Below are 25945 nucleotides of genomic sequence, written 5' to 3' on the forward strand. Positions count from 1 at the left end.
CGGGCCAGTATCTGCCGGAGTGCCCCGGTTCGACCACGGGGTTTTCCCGGGGCGGACTGGCGGGCGGACCGGCAGGTCAGGCCTGGGCCGCGACGGCGATCTGCTCCCGGTGGTGTGCGGGTTCGGTGATCTCGTCGAGGACGGCCACCGCGAGGTCGGCCTGGGCGATCCGCTCGCCGAGCACCTGCGGACCGCCGACCCGGTAGCGGCCGGTGCCGGGGGCGGTGCGGTCGAGGTCGAGCGGCGGGGTGACGACGACCCAGTCCAGGGTGGCGGCGGACTCCCGCAGCAGGTCCAGGGCGACGACGTGGCCGAGCGAGAACGCCCGGTACTCCGCGGGGAAGCCGGGGTCGTCGTGGACGGCGACGCCGGGCCCGGTCTCCAGGGTGGTGGCCACGCCGACGCTGACCAGCCGGCGGACCAGGGCCGCGTCCAGTCCGCCGACCAGGGCCTCGGCGGCGGCGCGGTAGAACTGCGCGGACGGCAGGTCGGGCGTGTAGACGGAGCTGACCGCGGCCGTGTGGCCGAGCGCCGCGGCGGCGACGGCGTCCCGGTCGGTGACGTCGCAGCGCACCAGGGTGATGCCCGGGCCGGCCAGGTCGCGGTGGCGCCCGGGGTCGCGGACGGCGGCGGTCACCGCGAGTCCGCGTCGGCGGGCCTCGGCGACGACGGCCCGGCCCACCTGGCCGCCGGCGCCGAACACGATCACGTCACCGGTGGCCGCGGGCTCGCCGTGAACGGTCCCAGGGGTGTTGGCGTTGCTGCTCATTGCGGTCTCCGTCCGCTCGGTCGGGGGCGCTGTCGCCCGCCGTCGCCGTGACGGTAGACCGGGGGGTGCCGGTTACTTCAACGGTACCGGCGCAGGCCTGGGCGGATACCCGTCGACTACCGTCGGGGACATGACGCAGACCGCGCTGGAACCCCTTCCCCAGGACTTCTTCGACCCGGACTGCCCGGTGCAGACGCTTCCGGTGCTGGGCGGTAAGAAGTGGACCTGGAAGATCATGCGCTGCCTGGAGGAAGGCCCGCGCCGCTTCTCCGAGTTGAGGGTGCCGCTGGCCGGCATCACGCCGAAGGTGCTCGCCGAGTCGCTGCGCGCGATGGAGCACGACGGTGCGGTCACCCGGACCGAGTACGCCGAGAACCCGCCGAGGGTCGAGTACGGGCTGACGCCGCTCGGCCGCTCGCTGCTGGGGCCGATGGACGCGGTCTGCGCGTGGAGCCGGGAGAACCTGCGCTCCCTGCTGGAGGCCAGGGAGGCGTACGAGCGGGAGCACTGAGCACCGGGCGCGCGGCCTCCGCGGCCGCGGCCGTGGTGGCGGCATTTCGCCGGGTGCTGGCGGTCATGGTGGTGGTGGGGGCGCGGGCCGGGCCGAGATCATGGACGCATGACCTCACCTCGCAACGAAGCCCCCGCCGACGCCCCCGCCGCCGACGCGGCCCCGGACGCCATCGCCCCCGACACCAAGGACTGGACCTGGGTGCTGGAGCGCCCGTGCGCGGACTGCGGACTGGACACCCCGGCGGTGGTCCGCGAGGACGTCGCCGGGATGATCCTGGCCAACGCCGAGGCCTGGCAGGCCGTGCTGTCCGGCGACGACGGCGAGCTGCGCCGCCGCCCCGAGCCGGGGATCTGGTCGGACCTGGAGTACGCCTGCCACGTCCGGGACGTCTTCCGGCTGTTCCACGTCCGGCTGGGCCTGATGCTGGACCAGGAGAACCCGCTCTTCCCGAACTGGAACCAGGACGAGACGGCCGTCTCCGGGCGCTACCAGGAGCAGCGGCCGGAGGACGTCGCCGCGGACCTGGCCGCCGGCGCGCGGATCCTCGCGGACGCCTTCGAGCAGGTCTCGGGCGAGCAGTGGCAGCGCACCGGCCGCCGCAGCGACGGCGCGCGCTTCACGGTGGAGTCGTTCTCCCGCTACCTGATCCACGACCCGGTCCACCACCTGTACGACGTGACGGGGACGGCGGTCTGACCGGCGGCGCGGCGGCAGGGGAGTCCGGTTAGGTATCCGGCCCCCGGAGGAGGGGTGCAAGGCCCCCGCTGGGATCACCAGCCGGAGGCCTCGCGCAGCATGGTCCGGCGGAGTCGGCCGGCCACGCTGGCGGTGTCGGTGCCGACGACGTCGGCGATCTCGGGGGCGGCGAGGCCGATGACGTAGTGCAGGATCGCCAGGTCGTCGTCGGCGGGGTGGTAGGCCCGGGCGTCCGGTTCGCAGAGCCGGGTGTACTCGGTGACGGTGCCGCACAGGATCTGCCAGGCGTGCGCGGTGGGGTTTGATCCGCCCAGCAACTCGCGCCACTGGACGGCGATTTCGGCGAAGGCCTGCTGGACGGCGCCGGTCGCCTCGGCCTGGTCGGGCAGCCAGACCCGGGCGTAGCTGAGGTAGCGGGGCCGGTGAAGCTCGCAGAACGCCGCGAACTCCAGTGGCATGGAGGGCGGTTCGTCGAACCCCGGGGGAGGCTCGGCGGTGCTGTCATGACGGTTGGTCATCTCTGCTTCTCGGCAAGGGAGATGGGCTTCTGGCGGTCGATCATCTGTGCTCACTCTACGGTAGGCGCTCGGCGCACTGGGTGACCAATCGGATTGAATGCCCGGAACGTGCCGCCGCTCGGCCGGTTCCGGTGGAGGCGGGCGGTGCGAGGGCCGGCGGGCGAGCGGCGCGGGATGGCGCCGAAGGTGCGGTCGTGCAGGCGTCGTCGCTGGTCAGGGAGGGTGGGCGGCGGTGGTCGCACGAAGGCTGATGTGCCACCGTAGGCCCTGTGGCGGCCCACGTCCACGTCCACGGCGTGCGGCCGCATCCGCGCAACCATCCGCGCGACCATGACCACCGTCACGGTCGGGGCGGGCGGCGCGCGCGGGGCCGACGCGCGCTGCGGGCGCGTCGGATCGGGCTCGTCGGATCGGCGGGTGCGGCGAAGGGGAGTGCGGTGCTGTGTGTGGTGGCGGCGCTTCGGGGGCCCTGGCGCCGGTCGGCCGCCACCCTGCGGATCGACCCGGACGCGGCCGGTCGGAGCCGGTCGGGGCTGATTCTCGAACGGGAGTAGGGGCGGGTGGAAGAAGTGAGTCGGGGTCAGTGTCGGTGTCGGGCCTCCGCGGTGGAGACCCGGCCGTCCGCCGCGGTGCTCCGCTCGATCTGCGCCGGGAAGGCCTCGACGGCCCGCCGCCGGGCCAGTTGGGCCACCGCCGCGGCGGCTGCCGCAGCCGCGGCAGCGGCGGACTCGGTGGCCGTGGAGATGGCGGCCGGCCGGTCCGCGCCGGGCGCGGGGCGGTCGTCGTCGTCCCGTCGGCCCCGGCCTGCGGTCCGGGCGGCGTGCTCCTCGGCGGCCTGTCTCGCCGCCAGGTAGGCCTGGACGGCGGCCATCCCGTAGACGGGCTGGATCAGCTGATGGCCCTTGAAGAACGGTCTCGCCGGGGCGAATCCGGCGGCGACCACCAGGTCGCGGATCTCGGCTATCTCGGCCTCGCTCCGCGCGGTGAAGCGGACCTCCCAGCCCTTCTTGTACGTATGGCCCTGTTCGCCGCTGCGGCGGGCCGGGTCCGGCCGGCGGACGTATCCGGGCAGGCGGCCGAGGCGGAGCTGGGCCGCGCGGAGGCCGGCGGTCTCGTCACGTGACATGAACTAAGGGTAGGCAATCCGGAGCGTGGTGGTGACGCCCGATGGCGCTTCGGCGTATGCGATTGGTCACCCTCGGTCAGACACCCTGGTCGGCGATCGAGATCGATCAATTATGACAACCATATGACTGTCTATTACGCCGAATGGATGAGGGTATGGGGACTTTAGTGCAGGCTGGTCCCGGTTTCACGACGGTTGGGTAACAGTGCGTCAGGCGGCCGATGGCCGGTCCGGGGTGTTGGGGATGGTGTCGGCATGAGCTACCAGATTCCGTCGCCGCTGCCCTCCCTGGAGGAGCTGGCGAAGCGTCAGCAGAACGTCATCACCGCCAGCCAGCTGCGCGCCCGGGGCGTGCCGGCCCGGGTGGTCAGCGATCACTGCCGCCGGGGCGGCCCCTGGCAGCGGCTGCTGCCCCGGGTCTACCTGCTGCAGCTCGGCGAGCCGACCCCGGAGCAGCGGATGTGGGCCGCCCTGCTGTACGCGGCGCAGAACGGCCGGGAGGAGGGCCGCGGGGAGGGCGCGGTGATCACCGGCACGGCCGCGCTCGCGCTGTACGGCTTCGCCGCCGTGCCCCGGCTGCCCGCGGTCACCGGAGTGGACGTCCTGGTGCCGCGCCAGCGCCGGCTGAAGAACGCCGGCGAGGTGCGGATCCGGCGCACCGAGCGGGAGTTGGTGGCCCGCTCGGTGCACGGGCTGGCCTGTGCACCGGTCGCCAGGGCGGTCGCCGACGCGCTGCGCGAGTGGACCGACCAGGGCGCCCTGCTGGCCGGCGGGCCCGGCGGCGCGGGCCCCCGGCTGGTCCGCGCGGTGCTGCGCGAGGCGGTGGCCCGGCCGGACGCCCGCTGCACGGTGCGGGAGCTGACCGCCGAGCTCACCGAGTCCGGACTGGTCGCCGACCCGCGGGTGCGGGCCGCGCTGGACGAGCTGCTGGCCGCCGAGCGGGAGGCCGTCCTGGAGCGGCTCGGCGAGCTGGTCGACGAGTGGCTGCTGCCCGTCCCGCTGACCGGCCCCGAGCTGCGGATGCGCGGCGGCACCTACATCGCCGTACCCGACCTGTACTGGCCGCAGGCGGGAGTGGCGGTCGAGGTCGACTCGGAGCTGCGCTGCGTCAGCGAGGGCGAGGCCGCCTGGGTGCGCGGCGGCCAGCACCGGATGGAGTACCTGGGGGTACGGGTGGTCTACATCTCCGGTGCGCGGCTGGTCGCCGAGCCGGACGCGGTCGGCGCGGAGCTGCGCGCGGCCTTCGTGGCGGGCGGCACCGACGTGGTGGAGCTGCTGGTCACCGAGCGGTGAGGGGCGCCGCTCCCGGCTACGGCCGGACGATCGGCGCGCCGACCAGTTCGACCCCGGCCGCCTGCAGCTCGGCCAGCGCGTTGTCGGTGGTCGCCCGTGCCACGGCCGCGGTCAGGTCCAGCAGGACGCGGGTGGTGAAACCGGCCCGGGCGGCGTCCAGGGCCGTCGCCTTGACGCAGTGGTCGGCGGCGAGGCCGACCACGTCCACCTGGGTCACCTGCCGCTCGCGCAGCCAGTCGGCGGGCCCCCGGTTGTTCTCGTCCCGTCCCTCGAACCCGCTGTAGGCCGCCGCGTAGGCGCCCTTGTCGAAGACCGCCTCGACCGCGCCCGAGATGACCGAGGGCGCGAAGTTGGGGTGGAACCCCACGCCCTCGGTGCCCGCGACGCAATGCACCGGCCAGCTGTCGACGTAGTTCGGCTCGGTGGAGAAGTGGTCGCCCGGGTCGATGTGGCAGTCCCGGGTCGCGACGATGTGGTGGTAGCCGGGGGAGGACTCGGCGATCAGATCGGTGATCGCGGCGGCCACCTCGGCCCCCCCGGTGACGGCCAGGCTGCCGCCCTCGCAGAAGTCGTTCTGCACGTCGACGACGATCAGTGCCCGGTGCATGGCTCGCATCCTCGGTTGTGGGGGGTCTGTGCCCCGGCAGTGGCGTTCGTGGAACTCTACGGCTGACTCTAGGGAGTGACGCACGGAGGCGGAAGGCCCGCGGCCGCCGCCGGTTCCGTGCGACACCGGTCAGACGATCAGCTCGGTCGGCAGCACCGGCTCGCCCTTGGAGAGCTGAGTGGCCGACAAGGGGAGCATCGCACGCGCCCGGACGTGCCGCTCGCGGGCGGCGCTCAGCGGCTCCCGGCCGACCACCTCGCCCGCCCGGACCAGCGGCACCTGCACCAGGTGCGGTGCCAGCTCCGCCGGGATCGGACCGGTGCCGACCACCTCGGCCTCGGCCACCCCGTCCGCGTCGGGCCGACGGGCCGCCCACTTGCGCCCGCCGATGCTGCTCTTGGCGCCCGCCGAGCGCTTGGCGACCGGCAGCAGCGGTCCGCCGTCGGACTGCGCCCGGGCGACCAGCTTGTAGACCATCGAGCAGGTCGGGTGGCCGCTGCCGGTGACCAGGCTGGTGCCGACGCCGTAGCCGTCCACCGGGGCGGCGGCGAGCGCGGCGATGGCGTACTCGTCCAGGTCCGAGGTGACGATGATCCTGGTCCGGTCGGCGCCCAGCTCGTCCAGCTGGCGCCGGACCCGGTGGGCCAGCAGGGTCAGGTCACCGGAGTCGATCCGCACCGCACCGAGCTCGGGACCGGCCACCTCGACGGCGGTGCGGACGGCCTCGCGCAGGTCGAAGGTGTCGACCAGCAGGGTGGTGCCCTTGCCCATCGAGGCGATCTGGGCCCGGAACGCGTCCCGCTCGCTGTCGTGCACCAGGGTGAAGGCGTGCGCGGCGGTGCCGGTGGTCGGGATGCCGTAGGTGAAGCCGGCCTCCAGGTCGGAGGTGGCGCCGAACCCGGCCACGTACGCGGCGCGGGCGGCGGAGACCGCCGCCTGCTCGTGGGCGCGCCGGGCGCCCATCTCGATGCAGGGGCGGTCGCCGGCGGCGGCGGTCATCCGGGAGGCGGCGGCGGCGATCGCCGAGTCGTGGTTGAGGATCGACAGGATGACCGTCTCCAGGATCACCGCCTCGGCGAAGGTGCCCTCCACGGTGAGCACCGGCGACCCGGGGAAGTAGACCTCGCCCTCCGGGTAGCCGTGGATGTCGCCGGTGAAGCGGTAGTCGGCGAGCCAGCGCAGCGTGTCGTCCTCGACCACGCCCTGGTCGGCCAGCCAGTCGAGCTGGGCGGCGGTGAAGCGGAAGTTCTCGACGGCGTCCAGCACCCGGCCGGTGCCGGCCGTCACGCCGTAGCGGCGGCCGTTCGGCAGCCGGCGGGTGAAGACCTCGAAGACGGAGCGGCGGTGCGCGGCTCCGCTGCGCAGGGCGGCCTGCAGCATGGTGAGCTCGTAGCGGTCGGTGAGCAGCGCGGTCGAGCCGGCTGCGCGCACGGAAGTGGCGTCCATGAGGATGATGCTACTACCACTTAGCGTCAGAGTGACGATTTCTCACGGGAGGGGTCTCGCGTGCCGCCCGGGGCGGAATCGCCCCCGGGTCCCCCGGATGGCAGCATGGGGCTGTCAGGGCATGTGGGAGCAGCAGAAGAGCAGAGGAGGACCCGGCGGTGAGTGTCGCGCCCGTGGAGATCGAGCGCCCGGAGGTCGAAGGCCTGCCGGTGGCGGAGCCGGACACCCCGTGGGTGACCATCGTCCACAACGACCCGGTCAACCTGATGAGCTACGTCCAGTACGTCTTCCAGGCCTACTTCGGGTACCCGAAGGACAAGGCCAGGAAGCTGATGATGGACGTGCACAGCAAGGGCCGGGCGGTGGTCTCCAGCGGCTCCCGCGAGGAGATGGAGCGCGACGTGCAGGCGATGCACGGCTACGGCCTGTGGGCCACGCTGCAGCACGACTGACCGGCGCCGGGCCGCACACACGCACACACCACCGATTCGACGAGACGGGCTGACCGATACAGATGGCTGGGTTGTTCGAGAGTGCCGGCGGCGGGAGCGCGGCGATCGCGCTGGACGAGCTGGAGGTCTCCATCCTGCGCTCCCTGGAAGTGCAGATGCTGGAGCTGATCGGCCCCGGCCCGGGCGGCGACGGCGGCGGCGACCCGCTGGCCGCGCTGTTCGCGGACGGGCCCACCGAGGCGCCCGCCGATCCGGCGCTGGCCCGGCTGTTCCCGGACGCCTACGGCGATCCGGAGCGGCCGGCGGACGCCGAGAGCGAGGCCATGGCGGGCGAGTTCCGCCGCTACACCGAGCTGGACCTGCGCGCCCGCAAGCGCGAGGACGCGCTGTACGTGGTGCGCGCGCTGGACGGCCTCGGCGGCGGGGGCGGGGTGCTGAAGACGGCCTCCGCCGACTGCCTGCGCTGGCTGGGGGCGCTCAACGACCTGCGGCTGACCCTGGGCGTGCGGCTGGAGGTCACCGAGGAGGACGAGCAGGGCCTGTACGACCTGCCGGACGCCGACGAGCGCAAGCCGCTGGTGATGGCGTACCTGTGGCTCGGCGCCCTCCAGGAGTCGCTGCTGGAGGCGATCGCGGACTGATTCCGCAGCTCACGAGGCCTGCCCCGACCCCCTGTCCGGATGCTGGACAGGGGGTCGGGGCATTCTCGTTCAAATCGGGCGAAACCCTAGCGGGACATGCTCAAATGTCGCTCAGATGAACACCGGTATCCGGGCACTGCGTGGTACGACTGCTCCACCCCACGAGTCCATCCCCAGACCACCCCCAGGACGGTGCACCATGGCCGAGCGGCTCTACGACGAAGTGGTCGACTCCAAACCGGACGAGGAGGGCTACGAGCGGGGCCTGGGCAGTCGCCAGATCCAGATGATCGCCATCGGCGGCGCCATCGGCACCGGCCTCTTCCTCGGCGCCGGCACCGCGATCTCCAAGTCCGGCCCCAGCCTGATCCTGTCCTACGCCGTCGCGGGCGTGGTGATCTTCGTGATCATGCGGGCGCTGGGCGAGCTGCTCACCTACCGCCCGGTCGCCGGCAGCTTCGCCGAGTACGCCCGGGAGTTCCTCGGCCCCTTCGCGGGCTTCGTGACCGGGTGGACGTACTGGCTGTTCTGGGTGGTCACGGGCATGGCGGAGACCACCGCCGCCGCCGTCTACGTGAAGTTCTGGGCGCCCGACATCCCGCAGTGGCTCAGCGCGCTCACCTTCCTGCTGATCCTCTACGGCGCCAACCTGATCTCGGTGAAGCTGTTCGGCGAGATCGAGTTCTGGTTCTCCATGGTCAAGGTGACGGCCATCATCGGCATGATCCTGATCGGCATCGGGGTGCTCACCCTCGGCTTCAGCGACGCCGGCGACACCGCGTCGATCACCAACCTCTGGGACGACGGCGGCTTCTTCCCCAAGGGCATCGGCGCCACCGTGATGACGCTGCAGATCGTCATGTTCGCCTACCTGGGCGTCGAGCTGGTCGGCGTCACCGCGGGCGAGAGCGAGGACCCGCAGAAGACCCTGCCGCGGGCCATCAACACCCTGCCCTGGCGCATCGCGCTGTTCTACATCGGCGCCCTGGTGATCATCCTGTCGCTGGTGCCGTGGACCGAGTTCCAGCCCGGCGTCAGCCCGTTCGTCGCCGCCTTCGGCAAGATCGGCATCCCCGCCGCGGCCGGCATCATCAACTTCGTGGTGCTCACCGCCGCCCTCTCCTCCTGCAACTCGGGGATGTACTCCACCGGCCGGATGCTGCGCGACCTCGCCCTGCGCGGCCAGGCCCCCGGGCGGCTCACCAAGCTCAACTCGCACCGCAGCCCCGCCGTCGCGATCACCCTCTCCTGCGTGCTGATGGGCGCCGGCGTGGTGCTCAACTACCTCGTCCCCGCCAAGGCGTTCGAGTACATCACCTCGGTGGCGACCGTCTGCGGCCTGTGGACCTGGGCGATGATCCTGATCTGCCAGATCCGCTACCGCAAGGCCTGGCAGGGCGGCCACCTGCCGCCGCCCGGCTTCAAGGCCCCCACCGGGCTCTGGAGCAGCTGGGCCGCACTGGCCTTCCTCGTCCTGGTCGTCGTCCTGATCGCCTTCGACCGGGACAACCGGATCTCGCTGTACGTCTTCCCCGTGTGGGCCCTGCTGCTGGTGGTCGGCTACCAGACGCTCAAGCGGGTCCGCCCGCAGGCCGTGCACGGCGTCGCCCACGACCACCTGCACGCCCGCGACGGGGCCTGACCGGGGCCGGCGACCGGGCCGTGGACGCCCCGGCGGACACCCGTCGGGGCGTGGCTATCCTGACCGCATGCTGACCATCACCCGAGAACTGCGCGACGCGATCGTCGCCCACGCCCGCGCCGACCACCCGGACGAGGCCTGCGGCGTGGTCGCAGGACCGGCCGGCACCGGACGGCCCGAGCGGTTCATCCCGATGCTCAACGCCGCCCGCTCGCCCACCTTCTACGAGTTCGACTCGGGTGACCTGCTCAAGCTCTACCGCGAGATGGACGACCGGGACGAGGAGCCCGTGATCGTCTACCACTCGCACACCGCCACCGAGGCCTACCCCTCCCGCACCGATGTGAGCTACGCCTCCGAGCCGTTCGCGCACTACGTCCTGGTCTCCACCGCCGAGGGAAACGGCGCGGACGACCCGTACGAGTTCCGCTCGTTCCGCATCGTGGACGGCGAGATCACAGAGGAAGACGTCCAGGTCGTCGAGGCCTATCAGCCCTGACCGGCACCCCCCTGGACGCGGCCCGCCGACCGCCCGCGAGCGGTCGGCGGGCCCATCCATCTCAGCAGTGGATACGGAAACATCCGGATCGCGAGACGGGCATGTCGGAGCCGGGTCGGGAATCTATACGATGAGCCCATGCGTTCCGTCGATGTGAGCAACCAGGCCCCGGGCACCCGCCTCGTGGCGCGCCTGCACATCGACCTGTGCCGGCTCGCCAGCGCGATCTGTCCCGGCCGCACGCAGGCGCGCTCCCACTGAGCCGCCCGCCCAGGCCCGCCGACGCCACGCCGGCCCCGGGCCCGCCCAGCCCTGCCGCGCCCGCTGCGGCCCACCCACCTCACGACTCGCACAGGAGCGCAGCCATGGCCATCGAGGTCCGCATCCCGACCATCCTCCGCACCTACACCGACGGCGCCAAGGCCGTCGAGGGCACCGGCAGCAACCTCGGGGAGCTCTTCCACGACCTCGACGCCCGCCACCCCGGCATCGCCGCCCGCCTGCTGGAGGGCGGCGAACTGCGCCGCTTCGTCAACGTCTACCTGAACGACGAGGACGTCCGCTTCCTGGAGGGCATCTCCACCGCCCTCGCCGACGGCGACAGCGTCACCATCCTGCCCGCCGTGGCCGGCGGAGCCCGCTGACCTCCCGCTCTCCCGCCCGCGTCCGCACGGGCGGGAGAGCCGCCGCTCCCGACCACCACCCCCGTTGCCGGAGGCCCCCCTTGCGTTACGACAGCCCGCTCGACGCCGTCGGCAACACCCCGCTGGTCCGCCTGCCCCGGATCTCCGCCGCCGTCCCCGGCAACGCCGACGGCCTGGTCACCCTCTGGGCCAAGCTGGAGGACCGCAACCCCACCGGCTCCATCAAGGACCGCCCGGCGCTGCACATGATCGAGCGCGCCGAGGCCGCCGGACTGCTCACCCCCGGCTGCACCATCCTGGAGCCGACCAGCGGCAACACCGGCATCTCGCTCGCCATGGCCGCCAAGCTCAAGGGCTACCGGATGGTCTGCGTGATGCCGGAGAACACCAGCGAGGAGCGCCGCGAGCTGCTCCGCATGTGGGGCGCCGAGATCATCCCCTCCCCGGCCGCGGGCGGCTCCAACACCGCCGTGCGGATCGCCAAGGAGATCGCCGCCGAGCACCCCGACTGGGTGATGCTCTACCAGTACGGCAACCCCGACAACGCCGGCGCCCACTACGCCACCACCGGCCCCGAGATCCTCGCCGACCTGCCCGCCGTCACCCACTTCGTGGCGGGCCTCGGCACCACCGGCACCCTGATGGGCGTCGGCCGCTTCCTGCGCGAGAAGGTCCCCGGCGTGCAGATCGTCGCCGCCGAGCCGCGCTACGACGACCTGGTCTACGGCCTGCGCAACCTCGACGAGGGCTTCGTCCCCGAGCTGTACGACGCCGAGGTGCTCACCACCCGCTTCTCGGTGGGCTCCGCCGACGCCGTCCGCCGCACCCGCGAACTCCTCCAGCAGGAGGGCGTCTTCGCCGGGGTCTCCACCGGCGCGATCCTGCACGCCGCCATCGGCGTCGGCCGCAAGGCCGCCGCGGCCGGGCAGCGCGCCGACATCGCCTTCGTCGTCGCCGACGGGGGCTGGAAGTACCTGTCCACCGGCATCTACACCGCCGAGACCACCGAGCAGGCCGTCGAGGCCCTGCAGGGCCAGCTCTGGGCCTGACCAGCGGGTCGTTCGGGCGCTGACGGCCTCACTGCGCGGAGGCCGCGCGCCGGGCGCGGGCCCAGATCTGCTGGTCCACCGCGCCCGCACGGCGGCGGAACGCCGACAGCGGCACCTCGCGCAGCTCGTCCGTCTCCAGCCAGCTCGTCCGGCCGGTCCGGTCGCCGACCGAGCCGGGCGGCAGCGGCAGGACGCCGGGCCGGTCCGCGTGGTGCTTGCTGGTGATCTTGACGACGGTCGCGGTGCGCGCGTTCACCCGCAGCACCAGACAGGGACGGTCCTTCGACCCCGGGCCGTCCTCGAACGGCACCTCGGCCCACCAGATCTCCTGCGGCGCCGGACCCTGGCCCCGCCGCGCCGGACGGGTCGGCGCCGGACGGGTCCGCGCCGGGGCGGGAGCGGCCGCCCGCCGCGCGCGCCGGACCAGTGCGGCCACCACGGCGGCCAGGACCGCGACAGCCGCCAGCGCCAGGACCACCCAGATGCCAGTCATGGCCCCGACCGTACCGGGCCCGCACCCCGCCCGACCAGCACGGCCGCCGTGACAGTTGAGCATTTGTCCGTTCCCTGCTCCCGGTTCGTCACGGAATGACCACAGAGTCCGTTCTGCGGTAAAGGCACCCTCAAGGTCCGGAAAAGCTGATCACGCACGTCCCCCCATGCAGCCGGAGGTGACCCCGTGAGCCGCAGCACCGACCTGTGGTCGTACGCCGAGATCGCCCGCCACATCAACGTCCAGCCGGAAACCGTCCGCAACTACCGCAGACACGGCCTGCTCCCCGACCCGGACCTCCTCGACGGCAGCGGACACCCCCGCTGGCACCCCGACACGATCAAGGCCTGGGCCCGCAAACGACCGGGCCGCCGCTGACCCGCCCCGCCCCGCCCGCGCCCCCGGCGTTCTGGTGATTCCAGCCACAGCGCGGCACGGAGACGGGGGCAAAGTGCCCCTCCGCCCTTACTCTCGACACGCGAACGCAGTGCTACCGGCCGGTTCACCGGCCCGCACTGCCATGGACCAGCAGCCAAGACGTGTCGGGGCGGAGGGGCTCGGATGAAACTGACCGTGGTGGGGTGCTCGGGGAGCTTCCCGTCCGCCGACTCGCCGTGCTCCAGCTACCTCGTGGAGGCCGACGGCTACCGCGTCGTGCTCGACCTCGGCAACGGAGCCCTCGGCGCCCTGCAGAAGTACGTCAGCCTCTACGAGGTCGACGCCGTCCTGCTCAGCCACCTGCACGCCGACCACTGCATCGACCTCTGCGCCTACTGGGTCGCCCGCAACTACCGCGCCGAGGGCTGCCCCGACCCGATGCCCGTCTACGGGCCCGCCGGGACGGCCGAACGCATGGCCCGGGCCTACGACATGCCGGAGAACCCCGGCATGAAGGAGGTGTTCGACTTCCGCACCCTCACCCCCGGCACCTTCGACCTGGGCCCGTTCAGGATCGGCGTCGCCCAGGTCAACCACCCCGTCGACGCCTTCGCCTTCCGCCTCGAACACGGCGGCCGCACCTTCGTCTACTCCGGGGACACCGGGGAGAGCGCCGAACTCGTCGAGCTCGCCCGCGACAGCGACCTCTTCCTCTGCGAGGCCGCCTACATCGACGGCCGCGACACCTACCGGGCCGTCCACCTCAACGGCCGCGAGGCCGGCGAGCACGCCACCGCCGCCCGCGCCGGCCGCCTGGTCCTCACCCACATCCCGCCGTGGACCGACGCCGAGCACAACCGCCGGGACGCCGCCGCCGCCTTCGCCGGCCCGGTGGAGATCGCCCGGGCCGGCGCCGTCTACGAGATCTGAGCCCCCGCGGCACCCGCTGACGGCCGGCCTAGCCCACCGGCGTCAGCCAGTGCCGGTAGCGCGCATCGGCCCCCGACACCGCCGCCTCGTACGCCGCCTGCAACCGGACCGTCACCGGACCGGGCGCGGCCGGCAGCTCCCGGTCGTCCAGTGAACGCACCGGCACCACCCCCGCCGCCGTCCCGCAGACGAACACCTCGTCCGCCGCGTACAGGTCCGAACGCAACAGGCTCTCCACCCGCACCGCCACCCCCAGATCCCGGGCCAGCGCCAGCACCGTGTCCTGGGTGATCCCCTCCAGCGCACCCGCACTGGACGGCGGCGTCCGCAGCACCCCCGCCCGCACCGCGAACACGTTCTCCGCCGTGCACTCGCTCACGGACCCGTCCGGCCCGAGCAACAGCGCCTCGTCGTACCCCGCGTCGGTGGCCTCCCGGCGTGCCAGCACCGCGTTCAGGTACGGACCGGTCGCCTTCGCCGCCGGCGGCACCGCGTTCGGGTCGTTCCGCCGCCAACTGCTCGTCTTCACCCGGATCCCCGCCTCCCCGCCCGGGAGTTGGGGCTGCCACTCCCAGCTCGCGATCGCCGTCGTGGTCGGCGAGGAGCGCATGTCCAGCCCCATCGAGCCGTAGCCAAGAAACGCGAAGTGCCGCAGATAGCAGGAGCGGTGGCCGTTCGCGCGCACCAGGTCCGTGGTCGCCTTCGCCAGATCGTCCACCCCGTACGGCAGTTCCATCCGCAGCATCCGCGCACTGCGCTCCAGCCGCCGCAGGTGCTCCGGCAGCCGGAACACCGCCGGACCGTCCGCCGTCGCGAACACCCGGGTACCCTCCAACACCCCCGTCCCATAGTGCAGACCGTGCGTCAGGACATGCGTCCGCGCATCCCGCCACGGCGTCAGCGCGCCGTCCAACCAGATCATCGAAGCCTCGGGAAGAGCCATGGGCCCATCCTGACCACCACCGCACCGCAGGTCAGCCACCCCGGCCCTGCCGGAACCGGCCATGGCCGGGAACGGAACCAGCCGCCCCGGAGCCCCGCCACAGGTCCCGTCTCGCACTGCGGAAACCCCGCACCGCCCCCGCCCGGCCTCACTACGCTGCGCCAATGGAGAGCCCCACCGGCAGCGACGCCACCCAGCTCTACGCCCGCCTGCTCGCCGACCCCGGCGCACCGGCCCCCGACCCCGGCTGGGACCGGCACCGCACCGCCGCCGCCACCGCCGAACTCCGCACCCTCGGCCTGCTCCAGCCCACCGCCACCGGCACCCCCGGCCACGCCGCCGTCTCCGTCGACACTGCCCTGCGCCAACTCCTGCTCGACACCGACACCCAGGTCACCGCCCTCGTCGAGGCCCTCCACCACGCCCGGGACACCGTCGAACGCCTGCACACCGGCTACCTGCCGATCCAGCACCGCCACCACACCGGCACCGCCCTCGAACTCGTCCGCGGCGCCGACCGCATCGCCGCGCTCCTGGAGGACGCCGCCCGCGGCGCCCGCACCGAGGCGCTCTCCCTGCGCCCCGGCCAGGACCTCTCCGGCCCGGCCCTGGCCGGCAAGCTCGCCCGCGAACGACTCGCCCTCGCCCACGGCGCCACCCTGCGCACCATCTACCCGGCCGCCGCGCTGCGTCGGCCCGCCGTGCTCGCGCACGTCCGCGAACTGACCGGCGCCGGCGCCCGGATCAGGGCCGCCCACAGCCTGCCGCTCTGGCTGATCGTGGTGGACGCCCGGCTGGCGATCCTGCCCGCGCCGGGGGCCGGCCCGGGCGGCGCCTCCCCGGTGGCCGACGCGGCGGTGGTGGTCCGCGAGCCGGCCCTGGTGGCGCTGGTGGCGGAGCTGTTCGAGTACTTCTGGGCGGGCGCCTGGACCCCTCCCGAACTGCTCTCCGGTGCGATCGAAATGACTGACCGCCATGTCGAGGTGCTGCGGCTGCTGGCCGCCGGGCTCACGGACACGGCGATCGCCCGCAAGCTGGAGGTGTCCGAGCGGACGGTCCGCCGACTGGTCGCCGAGCTGATCGCCGACCTGGGCGCGGAGAGCCGCTTCCAGGCCGGCGTCCACGCGGCCCGCCTCGGCCGGATCTGAGCAGGGCCGGGTGACTGGGGGCAGGGCCTAGGGCCGCCCGGGGACCGGCAGTCCGAGGTGGTCGCGCAGCGTCGTCCCGGTGTAGTCGGTGCGGAACACCCCGCGCTCCTGGAGCAGCGGCACCACCCGGTCGACGAAGTCGTCCAGGCCGCCGGGGGTGAGGTGCGGGACGAGGATGAACCCGTCCGCCGCGTCCTGTTGGACGTACCGGTCGACCTCCGCGGCGACCGTCTCCGGCGAGCCGATGAAGGACTGCCGGCCGGTCAGCTCGATCACCAGGTCGCGACTGCTGAGCCGCTTCTCGGCCGCCACCGCCCGCCACTTGGCGGCGATCTCCAGCGGGTCGCCGATCCTGGTCCGGCCCTGGACGAGGGTGCTGGCCGGGTCGGGGTCGACGGCGGGCAGCGGCCCGTCCGGGTCGTGGTCGGAGAGATCGACGCCCCAGACCTGCTCCAGGAAGGCGATCGTGGTCCGCGGCCCGACCTGGGCCCGGCGGATCCCGGTGGCACGCTCGGCGGCCTCGGCGTCGGTGTCGCCCAGGACGTAGGTCACCCCGGGCATGATCTTCAGCTCGTCCGGCTTGCGGCCGTACCCGGCCAACCGCCGCTTCACGTCGGCGTGGAAGGCCTGGCCGTCGGCGAGGGTGGAGTGCCGGCTGAAGACGACGTCGGCCGCGGCGGCGGCGAACTCGCGGCCCTCGTCGGAGTCCCCGGCCTGGATGACCACCGGGTGGCCCTGCGGCGGGCGGGGCAGCGACAGTCGCCCCTCGACCTCGAAGTGCGGCCCGCGGTGCTGGACGGCCTCCTCGCCGGCGTCCCAGAACTTCCGGGCCAGCTCGACGAATTCGGCGGCCCGGGTGTACCGGTCGGCGCGGTCGAGGAAGCCGCCCCGGCGGAAGTTCTCCCCGGTGAAGGCGTCCGAGGAGGTGACGACGTTCCAGGCGGCGCGCCCGCCGGAGAGGTGGTCCAGCGAGGCGAACCGCCGGGCCAGTTCGTACGGTTCGTTGAAGGTGGCGTTGACGGTGGCGGCCAGCCCGAGGCGGGTGGTGACGGCGGCCAGCGCGTTCAGCACGGTGATCGACTCGGGGCGGCCCAGCACGTCGAGGTCGTGGATGCGGCCCTTGACCTCGCGCAGCCGCAGGCCCTCGGCGAGGAAGAGGAAGTCGAACCTGCCGCGCTCGGCGGTCTCGGCGAGATGGCGGAAGGACGAGAAGTCGATCTGGCTCCGCGACTGCGGGTCCGTCCACACCGTGGTGTTGTTCACGCCGGGGAAGTGCGCGGCGAGGTGGATCTGCTTGAGCGGTCGGTCCGTCATCGGGTCACCTCGGTGGGAGCGGCGGCGGCGAGCGCGTAGCGGCTGGCGGGGCGGGCCAGGCCGAGGCTGTCGCGCAGCGTGCGGCCGGGGTAGGCGGTGCGGAACAGCCCGCGTTCGCGCAGCGCGGGGACGACCTGGTCGGCGACGGCCGCCAGGTCGCGGGCCGGGTCGGCGGGCACCAGGTGGAAGCCGTCGACGCCGCCGCCGACCTCGGTGAGGTCCTCGATCAGCCGGGAGACCGCGGCCGCGTCGGGGAGGTCGGCGTCGAGCCGGGCGAGGATCCGCAGGCGTTCGCCCGCGTGCAGCCGCAGCCCGGTGGCGGCGGTCAGCCGGGCGGCCCGGTCGGGGGCGTCGAGCAGGATGACGTCGGCGTGCCGGACGGCCGTCTCGACCCGGGCCCGGCCGCCGGCCGGGGCGTCCGGGGCGAGGTCCGCCGCGGCGACCGGTACCGCGACGACCGGCCGGCCCTGCGGCGGGCGCGGGGTGATGGAGGGGCCGCGCACGGAGAAGTGCGGGCCCTGGAAGTCGATGTAGTGCAGCTTGTCGCGGTCGACGAACCGGCCGGTCGCGAGGTCGCGGATCTCCGCATCGTCCTCCCAGCTGTCCCAGAGCCGGGCGGCGACCTCGGCGGCGTCGGCGGCCTCGGCCCAGAGCGCGTCGGCCGGGGCGACGGGCCGCCGTCCGAAGGCGCGGGCCTCCGCCTCGGTGTCCGAGACGCCGACCAGCCAGCCGGCCCGGCCCTCGCTCACCCAGTCCAGGGTGTTGACCGAGATCGAGGTGTGGAAAGGCTCGGTGTGGGTGGTGGTGACGGTCGGGACGAGGCCGAGGCCGTCGGTCAGCGGCGCGAGCCGGGAGAAGGTGGCGAGGGCGTCGAGCCGGCGCGGCTCGGGGGTGTACGAGTCGTCGAGGGTGACGAAGTCCAGGGTGGCCCGTTCGGCGAGGCGGGCGAGGGCGGTGAAGTGCCCGGCGTCGAAGCGGCCGGGGCTGTCGAGGGCAGCGGAAAGGTGCAGCTGGCGGGGCATGGCGGGGCCTTGACTCTCCTCGTGCGGCTGCGTGCGGCGTGCACGCGGGTGCATGGCGGTGGCCCGCGCGGGGCGGGCGGACACGAGTGCCTGGAAGCGGGGCGGCGGCGCGGCGGGAGGTCAGCCGGGCGGCGGCGGGGGAACGGCTCGGATCAGGCGCAACACGCCGCGGACCACACACGACCGAAGTCGATGTGGCTGCGGGTGACGAGGATGCGCGGGGCGTTCACCGCTTCAGTTGACCAGCGGTCCTGCCGGTTCGTCAACCATCGTCTCGCCGTGCGGCCCGGGATGCGGGACGGCCCCGGGCGTGACGGTTCCGGGGTCCGGGGCGGCCTTGGGTACGGATGGCCTCGGCCGCGGAGGGCCCCGGGTACGGAACGACCCCGCCCCGCCACTCGGGGGAGCGAGTGGCGGGGCGGGGTCGTGAGCGGCGTGCGGGGTGACCGGCGTCAGGCCTTGGTCACGTCCTCGACCTCTTCGTCGTCCTCGCGACCGGGGGTCTTGAGGTCGAACTTGGCGATCGCGAAGCGGAAGAGGAAGTAGTACAGGGCGGCGAAGACCAGGCCGATCGGGATGATCATCCACGGGTCGGTGGCCTTGTTCCAGGCCAGCGCGTAGTCGATCAGGCCGGCCGAGAAGGTGAAGCCGTCGTGCACGCCGAGCGCCCAGGTGACGGCCATCGAGACGGCGGTCAGCACCGCGTGGATGACGTACAGGGCCGGGGCGATGAAGACGAAGGCGAACTCGATCGGCTCGGTGACACCGGTGACGAAGGAGGTGAGCGCCAGCGACAGCATCATGCCGAGGACGGCCTTGCGGCGGTGCGGCTTGGCGGCGTGGGCGATGGCCAGCGCGGCGGCGGGCAGCGCGAACATCATGATCGGGTAGAAGCCCGACATGAACTGGCCGGCGGTCGGGTCGTCGGCGAAGAAGCGGGTCAGGTCGCCGTGGACGACGGTGCCGTCGGGCTTGGTGAAGTCACCGGTCTGGAACCAGGCGTAGGAGTTCACGAACTGGTGCATGCCGACCGGCAGCAGACCGCGGTTGACCAGGCCGAAGGCACCCGCGCCGAGCGCACCGGCACCGATCAGGGAGTCGTTCAGGGACTTGATGGCGTCGCCGATCGGGCCCCAGGCCAGGGCGAAGACGACACCGACGGCGGTGCCGACGAAGGCCATGATGATCGGGACGAGGCGGCGGCCGTTGAAGAAGCCGAGCCAGTCGACCAGCTTGGTGCGGTGGTACTTCTGCCACAGCACGGCGCTGAGCAGGCCGATCACGATACCGCCGAGCACGCCGGGGTTCTGGTAGGTGGCGGCGGTGTACTTGCCGTCCGCGACCACCGCGTCGGTGATCGGGAAGGCGGTCAGCACGTTCTTGTAGACCAGGAAGCCCACCAGCGCGGCGAGCGCGGTGGAGCCGTCGGCCTTCTTGGCGAAGCCGATCGCGATACCCACCGCGAAGAGCAGCGGAAGGTTGGCGAAGACGGCGTCACCGGCGGTGGCGAACACCGCGGCGACCTTGTCCCAGCCCAGGCCGTCCTTGCCGAAGACGTCGTCCTGGCCGAGGCGCAGCAGCAGGCCGGCGGCCGGCAGAACGGCGATGGGCAGCTGGAGGCTGCGGCCGATCTTCTGCAGACCCTGGAGCAGGTTCTGGCCGAACTTCTTGGTGGGACTTGGCGTGGCCGGAGCCGCGGCGGGCGCCGGTGCCTGCGCAGACTGACTCATGGGGGTGGGTTCCTAACGACAGGGGCGGTCGGTCGGGGGAGGTGCACAGGGGGCCGAACCGCGAACTGGTCTACACCACACGTGGTGTAGACCAGTTTTGTAGCACGGGTGGAGAAGGGGGGGAACCCCCGAAAGCGGTGCTGGTGAGAAGCGCTATGAAATCGAAACCTACTTGCGGATCGACGATCATGATTTCCGGCCGGGATTGGGATTTTGGCTATTTGCGCAACAAAAGACGCGGGCGCTCGGCGGGTGCCGCCCGGAGGGGTTCGGCGGGGCCGGGCAGTGGACGAACGGTCGGCCGGGCGGGACCGCCCCCGGGGTGCCCGCGGGCCGCTGCGGCGAGGCCGGCCCGACCGGCGGCGGGGCGGCGGCGGACCGGTCGCGGGCGGCCGCCGACGGGGTGTCCGGCGGGTCCGGGCCTGGGTGCGCGGTGGTCGGCCCGCCGCCGACGGGTGGTTCGGCCCGCCGCCGACGGGTCGTGGTGACCGGTTCGAAGGTCGGTTCGGAGCCCGGTCCGGAGGTCGGAGGCGCTCGCCGGGGCTGGTCCGAGTACTCGGGTATTCCCCGGCGCATTGCGGCCGGCCCCCGCGAAGCGCCCGCCGCTCCGGCCTTCTCCGCCTTCCCGGTGAAACGGATGGCGTCGCCGGCGGGGAACGGCGGTGCCGGATTGCCGAACGGCTGGCCGCCGGGTCGTTGACCCGCCCCCCACCCGGCGCCGTCCCGGCCGGGGCGCCCCCGCCCCCTCCACGGGCCGGGCCCTGCGGGCGGGACGGCCCACCGCCCCGGCGCCCGGCGGGTCGCGGAATTTCCCCGACGGAATATTCGGACCCTGTGCGGGATCCAGTGCCATCGGCCCTTTGTCTCCTGGTTCCTTGGTCCTTTCCGGATATGCCGAAGGCCCCCGGACGGAGAGTCCGAGGGCCTTCGGTGAAATGCGTGCGGTGTCGCCGGGTTTATGCCTTGGTCACGTCCTCGACCTCGTCGTCGTCCTCGCGGCCCGGCGTTTTCATGTCGAATTTCACAATGATGAACCGGAACAGGGCGTAGTACACGACGGCGAAGGCGAGCCCGATCGGGATGATCATCCAAGGCTTGGTGGCGAGGCTCCAGTTGATGGCGTAGTCGATCAGGCCGGCCGAGAAGCTGAAGCCGTCGTGCACCCCCAGCGCCCAGGTGATCGCCATCGACGCGCCGGTCAGCAGTGCGTGCACCGCGTACAGCGCGGGCGCGACATAGGCGAAGGAGTACTCGATCGGCTCGGTGACGCCGGTCACGAAGGACGTCAGGCCGACCGAGAGCATCAGGCCGTAGATCTCCTTGCGGCGGTGGAGCTTGGCCGAGTGCGCCATCGCCAGTGCGGCGGCCGGCAGCGCGAACATCATGATCGGAAAGAATCCGGAGGTGAACTGGCCCGCCGTCGGGTCACCGGCCAGGAAGCGCGGGATGTCGCCGTGGACCATCATGCCGTCCGGCTTGGTGAAGTCGCCGAACTGGAACCAGACGAAGGTGTTCAGCAGCTGGTGCATGCCGATCAGCAGCAGCGCGCGGTTGGCGACACCGAAGATGCCGGCGCCGCCCGCGCCCAGGTCGGCCAGGCTCTGGCTCATGTCGTTGAAGGCCCGGCCGATCGGCGGCCAGGCCCAGACCGCCAGGACCGCCAGGACCATGCCCACCACGGCGGTGATCATCGGCACCAGGCGGCGGCCGTTGAAGAAGCCCAGCCAGTCGACCAGCCGGGTGCGGTGGAAGCGCACCCAGAGCCAGGCCGACAGCAGGCCGATCAGGATGCCGCCCAGGACGCCCGGGTTCTGGTAGGTCGCGGCGGCCGACTTGGCCGAGGTGAAGTCCACGCACTGGGAGCCGACCAGCACCGTCGGCAGCTTGCAGTCCTCGGGGAAGGCGTGCAGGACGGCGTAGAACACGAGGAAGCCCACCACGGCCGCCAGCGCGGTGGAGCCGTCCGCCTTCTTGGCCATGCCGATCGCGACCCCGATGCAGAACAGCATCGGCAGGCCCAGCGAGGAGTCCAGCAGCGCGCCGCCGGCCGCGGCGAACACCTTGGCGACGTCGTCCCAGCCCAGGCCGTCCTTGCCGAACACGTCGGGCTGCCCGAGGCGGTTGAGGATGCCGGCGGCCGGCAGCACGGCCACCGGCAGCTGGAGGGAGCGGCCCATCTTCTGGAGTCCGCCGTAGAAGGTGTGCCACCACTGGGACTGCGGTGCCGTGGCGCCTGCCGAACTCATATCGCCCTCCGAGAGCAGTTGCCGGCCGTTGGTCCGTGCGGGACCCTCGGACGGAGCTCAGGAACACCCGGGGCGCTTCCCGCGTTCATCGGAGTACACATATATTGGTGTAGACCACTTTGGATGCAGGCCGCGCGCCGGGACCACAGGCCCCGCTGATCGACATCCTCGGACGAAGATCCAGAGCATGCGCGCCGGAATGGGCCAAAAGTGGACTAACGTGGCAGATCGGTCCCGCCCGGGTGATGCTGGTCGCGCTGCCGAGCAGCAGCACGGCAGCTGAACCCGCATCAGCACCGGCGGCGACCCTTCCCCCGCCCCCGCCCGGGGGCACCCCCGGCACAGCGCAGGACGGCACCCGGCAGAGCAGCCGACGTGCCGAGACAGAGGGAGAGAAACAGATGGCCAGCAAGGCTGAGAAGATCGTCGCCGGTCTCGGCGGCATCGACAACATCGAAGAGGTCGAAGGCTGCATCACCCGCCTGCGCACCGAGGTCAAGGACGCCTCCCTCGTCGACGAGGCAGCCCTGAAGGCCGCCGGCGCCCACGGCGTCGTCAAGATGGGCACCGCGATCCAGGTCGTCATCGGCACCGACGCCGACCCGATCGCCGCCGACATCGAGGACATGATGTGAGCTGAGCCCCCGGCTCACACCGCGGCCCGCCGACCCCCGGTCGGCGGGCCGAAACGTTCACCGCCCCGCACCGAGGCGCTCGACCGGCCACCCCCGCACAACGACTACGCTCGGTGCCTATGTCACGCATCGACGGCCGCACCCCCGACCAGCTCCGCCCCGTCACCATCGAACGGGGCTGGAGCAAGCACGCCGAAGGCTCCGTCCTCATCTCCTACGGCGACACCAAGGTGCTGTGCACCGCCAGCGTCACCGAAGGCGTCCCCCGCTGGCGCAAGGGCAGCGGCGAGGGCTGGGTCACCGCCGAGTACTCCATGCTCCCCCGCGCCACCAACACCCGCGGCGACCGCGAGGCCGTCAAGGGCCGCATCGGCGGACGCACCCACGAGATCAGCCGCCTGATCGGCCGCTCGCTGCGCGCCGTCATCGACCACCGCGCCCTCGCCGAGAACACCATCGTCCTCGACTGCGACGTCCTCCAGGCCGACGGCGGCACCCGCACCGCCGCCATCACCGGCGCCTACGTCGCCCTCGTCGACGCCGTCTCCTGGGCCCGCGACAAGAAGATCCTCCGCGCCAAGGGCCAGCCCATCACCGGCGGCGTCAGCGCCGTCAGCGTCGGCATCATCGGCGGCGTCCCCATGCTCGACCTCCAGTACGAGGAGGACGTCCGCGCCGAGACCGACATGAACATCGTCTGTACCTCCGACGGCCGCTTCGTCGAGGTCCAGGGCACCGCCGAGGGCGCACCCTTCGACCGCGCCCTGCTCGACCAGCTCCTGGACCTCGGCACCCTCGGCTGCGCCGAGCTGGACGAGATCCAGCGCAAGGCCCTGGAGGGCTGAGCCCCCACGGGCTCCCGAACGGGTCCCGGGGCGCGGCCTGTTGTCGACACCGGCGCTGTACAGGCCGGGCCCGCAGCCCTTACGGTTCCCGCAGCACCTCGTTGCGGGAACCGTGCACTCCTCGGCGCGCGTCCTTCCCCCTCGGAACCCGCGCACTCCAGGAGGACCGGATGCCCCAGAGCATCGCTCGCCCCGCCACCCTCGCCGTGGCCGGCCTGATCGCCATCCTCCCGCTCAGCGCGGTCAGCTGCTCGGCCGCCCAGAAGGCGCTGGACTGCGGCAACACCGCGATCAAGATCACCAGTGACATCAGCGACGTCACCTCCGCCTTCAACAACGCGAGCAACGACGCGACGGCCGCCGGGCAGTCCCTGCAGAAGCTGAAGAACGATCTCGACCAGCTCGGCAAGAACTCCAAGAACACCGACGTCGCCAAGGCCATCACCGACCTCCAGACCCAGGTCGACAAGGTCCAGCAGGCCGTCAACAACAAGCAGGTCCCCGACCTCAAGCCGCTCGGCGACGCCGCCGGCAACCTCACCCAGGTCTGCACCGGCTGACGTCCGGTTAGGGTGGATTCATGACCACCGGACTCATCCTCGCCACCCGTAACCAGCACAAGGTCGCCGAACTCCGCGCCATCCTCGGCAGCGCCGGCCTGGACGTCGAACTGGTCGGCGCCGACGCCTACCCGGAGATCCCGGACGTCCCCGAGACCGGAGTCACCTTCGCCGAGAACGCCCTCCTCAAGGCGCACGCCCTCGCCCGGGCCACCGGGCTGCCCGCCGTCGCCGACGACTCGGGCCTGTGCGTGGACGTGCTGAACGGCGCCCCCGGCATCTTCTCCGCCCGCTGGGCCGGCAAGCACGGCGACGACCGCGCCAACCTGGAGCTGCTGCTCGCCCAGCTCGGCGACATCGCGCCCGAGCACCGCGGCGCCCACTTCTTCTGCGCCGCCGCCCTGGCCCTGCCCGACGGCACCGAGCGCGTCGTCGAGGGCCGCCTGCTCGGCACCCTGCGCACCGCCCCGGCCGGCGACGGCGGCTTCGGCTACGACCCGATCCTCCAGCCCCTCGGCGAGACCCGGACCTGCGCCGAACTCACGGCCGACGAGAAGAACGCCATCAGCCACCGGGGCCAGGCCTTCCGCGCCCTGGCCCCGGTGGTGAGGGACCTGCTGGGCTGACGGGGAGTCGGGAACGACGAAGGCCCGTCCGGAGATCATCTCCGGACGGGCCTTCGTTTCCAAGGCTGGTGCGGCCTGAGGGATTCGAACCCTCGCGGGGTTGCCCCCACTGGATCCTAAGTCCAGCGCGTCTTCCAGCTCCGCCAAGGCCGCATGGCCCCTAGTCTAGAGCTTCCCTCGCCGAGGGGACACCGTCATTTCGGGGTGTGGTGCGCTCCTCGTTGCGGGTCGGCGAAGATTGCGCGCGCTTGCGCCTGTTGGGCCTGCAGTACGTGTCGGTGACGGCGTGGCAGTTCGGGCAGAGCAGCCGGAGGTTGCCCGGACGGTTGTCCGACCAGTCCCCGTTGATGTGGTCGACCTCCAACGTGAGCGGGCGGCCCCGCCACCGTGGCCCGGTGCCGCAGTCCTCGCACAGCTCCGGCCTCCCGAGCTCGGCCAGGGCCTGGCGGACCCGCGCGCCGGGCAGCCGCTTGGCATCCGAGGGGCGTTGGACGTCGTCGAGCGAGGCGGCGGCTGCCGCGGTGGCGGTGGGCAGCTCGTGGGTGTACCTGACCAGCATGGTCGTCCCCCTTCGGGCCTGGTGTGCGCCCGTCCCCCGTGTGTGCGAACGATCGGTGCGGGGATCGTTACGGGCTCACCACCAGTAGGTGGGGTACTGGCGGGCCGTCAGGCGGGATCCGAGCAGGCCGGCGAGGACGAGGGTGGCGGCGGCCAGAGCGAGGAGGGGGAGGAAGCGGGTCGGGTCGGGGGCGGTGAGGGCGACGATGACGGCGGTGGCGGCCGCGGGGGAGTGCGGGGTGCGGGCGAGGGTCATGGCGCCGAGGGCGAGGCCGCCGGCGAGGGCGGCGGACCACGGGCCGGGGGGTGCGAGGGCGAGGACGGCGTAGCCGGTGAGGGCGGAGAGGAGCTGGCCGCCGATGACGCTGCGGGGCTGGGCGAGCGGGAGCGCGGGGGCGCCGGCGATGAGGGCCATGGAGGCGGCCAGGGGCGGGATGAGGAGGGGTTGCCGGGTGAGGGTGCCGAGGGCCACCAGGAGCAGCAGGGCGGCCACGGCCGTGGCGGTGGAGGCGAGGACGGCGGTGGGGGCCGGTCGGGCGGGGGCGCGGCTGGGCATGGAGGGCTCTCCTAACGGTTGCTTGCGGCGTGAAACGTTAGCTCGCTGATTCTGTCGTTGTGGCT

29 protein-coding genes, 1 tRNA gene and 1 pseudogene are annotated in these 25945 nt (G+C 72.7%); 17 read left to right on the forward strand and 14 right to left on the reverse strand.

Annotation, left to right across the window (positions count from 1 at the left end; translation table 11 throughout):
- Positions 1 to 76: 76 nt before the first annotated feature.
- Positions 77 to 769, reverse strand: a complete 693-nt coding sequence (locus tag ACGFZP_RS29205) for an NAD(P)-dependent oxidoreductase (RefSeq protein WP_392938822.1) — start codon at positions 767 to 769, stop codon at positions 77 to 79.
- A 130-nt stretch (positions 770 to 899) separates the two neighbouring features.
- Here ACGFZP_RS29205 and ACGFZP_RS29210 point away from each other — a divergent pair, with 130 nt between their 5' ends.
- Both ACGFZP_RS29210 and ACGFZP_RS29215 read left to right on the forward strand, forming a co-directional pair.
- On the forward strand, positions 900 to 1280 hold the full coding sequence (locus ACGFZP_RS29210; protein ID WP_392938824.1) for a winged helix-turn-helix transcriptional regulator: 381 nt from the start codon (positions 900 to 902) through the stop codon (positions 1278 to 1280).
- Between the two features lie 108 nt (positions 1281 to 1388).
- A complete protein-coding gene (locus ACGFZP_RS29215) occupies positions 1389 to 1979 on the forward strand; it encodes a DinB family protein (protein ID WP_392938825.1) in 591 nt (196 codons plus the stop codon).
- Positions 1980 to 2053: 74 nt separating this feature from the next.
- On the opposite strand, the gene ACGFZP_RS29220 is transcribed toward ACGFZP_RS29215, so the two are convergent.
- Together ACGFZP_RS29220 and ACGFZP_RS29225 are read right to left on the reverse strand one after the other, a co-directional pair.
- Complete coding sequence (locus tag ACGFZP_RS29220) at positions 2054 to 2497, reverse strand: hypothetical protein (protein WP_392938826.1); 444 nt, start codon at positions 2495 to 2497, stop codon at positions 2054 to 2056.
- A 580-nt stretch (positions 2498 to 3077) separates the two neighbouring features.
- Positions 3078 to 3623 (reverse strand): hypothetical protein, encoded by a 546-nt coding sequence (locus tag ACGFZP_RS29225; RefSeq protein ID WP_392938828.1) that lies wholly within the window; start codon positions 3621 to 3623, stop codon positions 3078 to 3080.
- 255 nt (positions 3624 to 3878) lie between these two features.
- Between ACGFZP_RS29225 and ACGFZP_RS29230 the strand changes: the two genes are divergently transcribed.
- The gene (locus tag ACGFZP_RS29230) at positions 3879 to 4916 is read left to right on the forward strand and encodes a hypothetical protein (protein ID WP_392938829.1); all 1038 of its coding nucleotides are present in this window, start codon (positions 3879 to 3881) and stop codon (positions 4914 to 4916) included.
- Positions 4917 to 4932: 16 nt separating this feature from the next.
- Here ACGFZP_RS29230 and ACGFZP_RS29235 read toward each other — a convergent pair whose 3' ends face one another.
- Both ACGFZP_RS29235 and ACGFZP_RS29240 read right to left on the reverse strand, forming a co-directional pair.
- The gene (locus tag ACGFZP_RS29235) at positions 4933 to 5523 is read right to left on the reverse strand and encodes an isochorismatase family protein (protein WP_392938831.1); all 591 of its coding nucleotides are present in this window, start codon (positions 5521 to 5523) and stop codon (positions 4933 to 4935) included.
- 129 nt (positions 5524 to 5652) lie between these two features.
- On the reverse strand, positions 5653 to 6969 hold the full coding sequence (locus tag ACGFZP_RS29240; RefSeq protein ID WP_392938833.1) for a nicotinate phosphoribosyltransferase: 1317 nt from the start codon (positions 6967 to 6969) through the stop codon (positions 5653 to 5655).
- 158 nt (positions 6970 to 7127) lie between these two features.
- On the opposite strand from ACGFZP_RS29240, the gene clpS reads away from it, so the two are divergent.
- From clpS to ACGFZP_RS29275, 7 genes are all read left to right on the forward strand, one after another.
- The gene (gene clpS, locus ACGFZP_RS29245; RefSeq protein WP_380522531.1) at positions 7128 to 7421 is read left to right on the forward strand and encodes an ATP-dependent Clp protease adapter ClpS; all 294 of its coding nucleotides are present in this window, start codon (positions 7128 to 7130) and stop codon (positions 7419 to 7421) included.
- 62 nt (positions 7422 to 7483) lie between these two features.
- Positions 7484 to 8062, forward strand: coding sequence for a DUF2017 domain-containing protein (locus tag ACGFZP_RS29250; RefSeq protein ID WP_392938834.1), 579 nt, complete (start codon positions 7484 to 7486; stop codon positions 8060 to 8062).
- A gap of 199 nt (positions 8063 to 8261) precedes the next feature.
- On the forward strand, positions 8262 to 9704 hold the full coding sequence (locus ACGFZP_RS29255) for an amino acid permease (protein ID WP_392938835.1): 1443 nt from the start codon (positions 8262 to 8264) through the stop codon (positions 9702 to 9704).
- A gap of 67 nt (positions 9705 to 9771) precedes the next feature.
- The gene (locus ACGFZP_RS29260; RefSeq protein ID WP_392938836.1) at positions 9772 to 10203 is read left to right on the forward strand and encodes a Mov34/MPN/PAD-1 family protein; all 432 of its coding nucleotides are present in this window, start codon (positions 9772 to 9774) and stop codon (positions 10201 to 10203) included.
- A gap of 138 nt (positions 10204 to 10341) precedes the next feature.
- The gene (locus ACGFZP_RS29265) at positions 10342 to 10464 is read left to right on the forward strand and encodes a putative leader peptide (protein ID WP_392938837.1); all 123 of its coding nucleotides are present in this window, start codon (positions 10342 to 10344) and stop codon (positions 10462 to 10464) included.
- A 104-nt stretch (positions 10465 to 10568) separates the two neighbouring features.
- Positions 10569 to 10847 carry a MoaD/ThiS family protein gene (locus ACGFZP_RS29270; protein ID WP_209416124.1) on the forward strand — a complete coding sequence of 93 codons (279 nt, stop codon included), beginning with the start codon at positions 10569 to 10571 and terminating at the stop codon, positions 10845 to 10847.
- A gap of 80 nt (positions 10848 to 10927) precedes the next feature.
- Positions 10928 to 11896: a PLP-dependent cysteine synthase family protein gene (locus ACGFZP_RS29275; RefSeq protein WP_392938839.1), complete on the forward strand. Its 969-nt coding sequence runs from the start codon at positions 10928 to 10930 to the stop codon at positions 11894 to 11896.
- Positions 11897 to 11924: 28 nt separating this feature from the next.
- Here the strand turns inward: ACGFZP_RS29275 and ACGFZP_RS29280 are convergent, their stop codons facing one another.
- On the reverse strand, positions 11925 to 12389 hold the full coding sequence (locus tag ACGFZP_RS29280) for a type II toxin-antitoxin system PemK/MazF family toxin (protein ID WP_392938841.1): 465 nt from the start codon (positions 12387 to 12389) through the stop codon (positions 11925 to 11927).
- 186 nt (positions 12390 to 12575) lie between these two features.
- On the opposite strand from ACGFZP_RS29280, the gene ACGFZP_RS29285 reads away from it, so the two are divergent.
- Both ACGFZP_RS29285 and ACGFZP_RS29290 read left to right on the forward strand, forming a co-directional pair.
- Complete coding sequence (locus ACGFZP_RS29285; protein ID WP_392938842.1) at positions 12576 to 12767, forward strand: MarR family transcriptional regulator; 192 nt, start codon at positions 12576 to 12578, stop codon at positions 12765 to 12767.
- 183 nt (positions 12768 to 12950) lie between these two features.
- Positions 12951 to 13697: an MBL fold metallo-hydrolase gene (locus ACGFZP_RS29290; protein ID WP_392938843.1), complete on the forward strand. Its 747-nt coding sequence runs from the start codon at positions 12951 to 12953 to the stop codon at positions 13695 to 13697.
- A gap of 28 nt (positions 13698 to 13725) precedes the next feature.
- On the opposite strand, the gene ACGFZP_RS29295 is transcribed toward ACGFZP_RS29290, so the two are convergent.
- The gene (locus tag ACGFZP_RS29295) at positions 13726 to 14640 is read right to left on the reverse strand and encodes a branched-chain amino acid transaminase (protein ID WP_392938845.1); all 915 of its coding nucleotides are present in this window, start codon (positions 14638 to 14640) and stop codon (positions 13726 to 13728) included.
- Positions 14641 to 14804: 164 nt separating this feature from the next.
- Here ACGFZP_RS29295 and ACGFZP_RS29300 point away from each other — a divergent pair, with 164 nt between their 5' ends.
- Positions 14805 to 15788 (forward strand): LuxR C-terminal-related transcriptional regulator, encoded by a 984-nt coding sequence (locus ACGFZP_RS29300; protein ID WP_392938847.1) that lies wholly within the window; start codon positions 14805 to 14807, stop codon positions 15786 to 15788.
- Between the two features lie 27 nt (positions 15789 to 15815).
- Here the strand turns inward: ACGFZP_RS29300 and ACGFZP_RS29305 are convergent, their stop codons facing one another.
- The 4 genes from ACGFZP_RS29305 to ACGFZP_RS29320 all read right to left on the reverse strand — a co-directional run bounded on the left by ACGFZP_RS29305 (position 15816) and on the right by ACGFZP_RS29320 (position 22100).
- On the reverse strand, positions 15816 to 17102 hold the full coding sequence (locus tag ACGFZP_RS29305; protein WP_392938848.1) for an LLM class flavin-dependent oxidoreductase: 1287 nt from the start codon (positions 17100 to 17102) through the stop codon (positions 15816 to 15818).
- The gene (locus tag ACGFZP_RS29310) at positions 17099 to 18124 is read right to left on the reverse strand and encodes an LLM class flavin-dependent oxidoreductase (RefSeq protein WP_392938850.1); all 1026 of its coding nucleotides are present in this window, start codon (positions 18122 to 18124) and stop codon (positions 17099 to 17101) included. The genes ACGFZP_RS29305 and ACGFZP_RS29310 overlap by 4 nt, the downstream gene beginning before the upstream one ends.
- Positions 18125 to 18576: 452 nt before the next feature.
- Positions 18577 to 19854, reverse strand: coding sequence for a PTS transporter subunit EIIC (locus ACGFZP_RS29315; protein WP_392938851.1), 1278 nt, complete (start codon positions 19852 to 19854; stop codon positions 18577 to 18579).
- 956 nt (positions 19855 to 20810) lie between these two features.
- Entirely contained in the window at positions 20811 to 22100 is a 1290-nt protein-coding gene (locus ACGFZP_RS29320) for a PTS transporter subunit EIIC (RefSeq protein ID WP_392938853.1), read from the reverse strand.
- A 245-nt stretch (positions 22101 to 22345) separates the two neighbouring features.
- On the opposite strand from ACGFZP_RS29320, the gene ACGFZP_RS29325 reads away from it, so the two are divergent.
- The 4 genes from ACGFZP_RS29325 to rdgB all read left to right on the forward strand — a co-directional run bounded on the left by ACGFZP_RS29325 (position 22346) and on the right by rdgB (position 24766).
- Positions 22346 to 22735 (forward strand): glucose PTS transporter subunit EIIB, encoded by a 390-nt coding sequence (locus ACGFZP_RS29325; RefSeq protein ID WP_392938854.1) that lies wholly within the window; start codon positions 22346 to 22348, stop codon positions 22733 to 22735.
- A 119-nt stretch (positions 22736 to 22854) separates the two neighbouring features.
- Positions 22855 to 23580 carry a ribonuclease PH gene (gene rph, locus ACGFZP_RS29330; RefSeq protein ID WP_387946347.1) on the forward strand — a complete coding sequence of 242 codons (726 nt, stop codon included), beginning with the start codon at positions 22855 to 22857 and terminating at the stop codon, positions 23578 to 23580.
- A gap of 170 nt (positions 23581 to 23750) precedes the next feature.
- Positions 23751 to 24140, forward strand: coding sequence for a hypothetical protein (locus ACGFZP_RS29335; RefSeq protein ID WP_392938856.1), 390 nt, complete (start codon positions 23751 to 23753; stop codon positions 24138 to 24140).
- Positions 24141 to 24160: 20 nt separating this feature from the next.
- Positions 24161 to 24766, forward strand: a complete 606-nt coding sequence (gene rdgB, locus ACGFZP_RS29340) for an RdgB/HAM1 family non-canonical purine NTP pyrophosphatase (RefSeq protein ID WP_392938858.1) — start codon at positions 24161 to 24163, stop codon at positions 24764 to 24766.
- 66 nt (positions 24767 to 24832) lie between these two features.
- Here the strand turns inward: rdgB and ACGFZP_RS29345 are convergent.
- The 3 genes and pseudogenes from ACGFZP_RS29345 to ACGFZP_RS29355 all read right to left on the reverse strand — a co-directional run bounded on the left by ACGFZP_RS29345 (position 24833) and on the right by ACGFZP_RS29355 (position 25880).
- Positions 24833 to 24919: transfer RNA gene (locus ACGFZP_RS29345), tRNA-Leu, on the reverse strand.
- Between the two features lie 7 nt (positions 24920 to 24926).
- A pseudogene (locus ACGFZP_RS29350) lies at positions 24927 to 25229 on the reverse strand (HNH endonuclease signature motif containing protein); the annotation flags it as partial.
- Between the two features lie 171 nt (positions 25230 to 25400).
- Positions 25401 to 25880, reverse strand: a complete 480-nt coding sequence (locus ACGFZP_RS29355) for an HPP family protein (RefSeq protein ID WP_392938859.1) — start codon at positions 25878 to 25880, stop codon at positions 25401 to 25403.
- Positions 25881 to 25945 lie beyond the last annotated feature (65 nt).

The organism is Kitasatospora sp. NPDC048239 (assembly GCF_043202015.1).
Taxonomy (GTDB): Bacteria; Actinomycetota; Actinomycetes; order Streptomycetales; family Streptomycetaceae; genus Kitasatospora.

Bases quoted from the DNA above. Each gene is read 5' to 3' on its own strand.
- ACGFZP_RS29240 (WP_392938833.1), bottom strand. From the start codon at position 6,969: ATGGACGCCACTTCCGTGCGCGCAGCCGGCTCGACCGCGCTGCTCACC.
- ACGFZP_RS29320 (WP_392938853.1), bottom strand. From the start codon at position 22,100: ATGAGTTCGGCAGGCGCCACGGCACCGCAGTCCCAGTGGTGGCACACC.
- ACGFZP_RS29295 (WP_392938845.1), bottom strand. From the start codon at position 14,640: ATGGCTCTTCCCGAGGCTTCGATGATCTGGTTGGACGGCGCGCTGACG.
- ACGFZP_RS29255 (WP_392938835.1), top strand. From the start codon at position 8,262: ATGGCCGAGCGGCTCTACGACGAAGTGGTCGACTCCAAACCGGACGAG.
- ACGFZP_RS29265 (WP_392938837.1), top strand. From the start codon at position 10,342: ATGCGTTCCGTCGATGTGAGCAACCAGGCCCCGGGCACCCGCCTCGTG.
- ACGFZP_RS29230 (WP_392938829.1), top strand. From the start codon at position 3,879: ATGAGCTACCAGATTCCGTCGCCGCTGCCCTCCCTGGAGGAGCTGGCG.
- rdgB (WP_392938858.1), top strand. From the start codon at position 24,161: ATGACCACCGGACTCATCCTCGCCACCCGTAACCAGCACAAGGTCGCC.
- ACGFZP_RS29220 (WP_392938826.1), bottom strand. From the start codon at position 2,497: ATGACCAACCGTCATGACAGCACCGCCGAGCCTCCCCCGGGGTTCGAC.
- ACGFZP_RS29270 (WP_209416124.1), top strand. From the start codon at position 10,569: ATGGCCATCGAGGTCCGCATCCCGACCATCCTCCGCACCTACACCGAC.
- ACGFZP_RS29280 (WP_392938841.1), bottom strand. From the start codon at position 12,389: ATGACTGGCATCTGGGTGGTCCTGGCGCTGGCGGCTGTCGCGGTCCTG.
- ACGFZP_RS29325 (WP_392938854.1), top strand. From the start codon at position 22,346: ATGCTGGTCGCGCTGCCGAGCAGCAGCACGGCAGCTGAACCCGCATCA.
- ACGFZP_RS29355 (WP_392938859.1), bottom strand. From the start codon at position 25,880: ATGCCCAGCCGCGCCCCCGCCCGACCGGCCCCCACCGCCGTCCTCGCC.
- ACGFZP_RS29300 (WP_392938847.1), top strand. From the start codon at position 14,805: ATGGAGAGCCCCACCGGCAGCGACGCCACCCAGCTCTACGCCCGCCTG.
- ACGFZP_RS29210 (WP_392938824.1), top strand. From the start codon at position 900: ATGACGCAGACCGCGCTGGAACCCCTTCCCCAGGACTTCTTCGACCCG.
- ACGFZP_RS29225 (WP_392938828.1), bottom strand. From the start codon at position 3,623: ATGTCACGTGACGAGACCGCCGGCCTCCGCGCGGCCCAGCTCCGCCTC.
- ACGFZP_RS29290 (WP_392938843.1), top strand. From the start codon at position 12,951: ATGAAACTGACCGTGGTGGGGTGCTCGGGGAGCTTCCCGTCCGCCGAC.
- ACGFZP_RS29235 (WP_392938831.1), bottom strand. From the start codon at position 5,523: ATGCACCGGGCACTGATCGTCGTCGACGTGCAGAACGACTTCTGCGAG.
- ACGFZP_RS29305 (WP_392938848.1), bottom strand. From the start codon at position 17,102: ATGACGGACCGACCGCTCAAGCAGATCCACCTCGCCGCGCACTTCCCC.
- ACGFZP_RS29260 (WP_392938836.1), top strand. From the start codon at position 9,772: ATGCTGACCATCACCCGAGAACTGCGCGACGCGATCGTCGCCCACGCC.
- ACGFZP_RS29335 (WP_392938856.1), top strand. From the start codon at position 23,751: ATGCCCCAGAGCATCGCTCGCCCCGCCACCCTCGCCGTGGCCGGCCTG.
- ACGFZP_RS29310 (WP_392938850.1), bottom strand. From the start codon at position 18,124: ATGCCCCGCCAGCTGCACCTTTCCGCTGCCCTCGACAGCCCCGGCCGC.
- ACGFZP_RS29250 (WP_392938834.1), top strand. From the start codon at position 7,484: ATGGCTGGGTTGTTCGAGAGTGCCGGCGGCGGGAGCGCGGCGATCGCG.
- rph (WP_387946347.1), top strand. From the start codon at position 22,855: ATGTCACGCATCGACGGCCGCACCCCCGACCAGCTCCGCCCCGTCACC.
- ACGFZP_RS29205 (WP_392938822.1), bottom strand. From the start codon at position 769: ATGAGCAGCAACGCCAACACCCCTGGGACCGTTCACGGCGAGCCCGCG.
- ACGFZP_RS29215 (WP_392938825.1), top strand. From the start codon at position 1,389: ATGACCTCACCTCGCAACGAAGCCCCCGCCGACGCCCCCGCCGCCGAC.
- ACGFZP_RS29315 (WP_392938851.1), bottom strand. From the start codon at position 19,854: ATGAGTCAGTCTGCGCAGGCACCGGCGCCCGCCGCGGCTCCGGCCACG.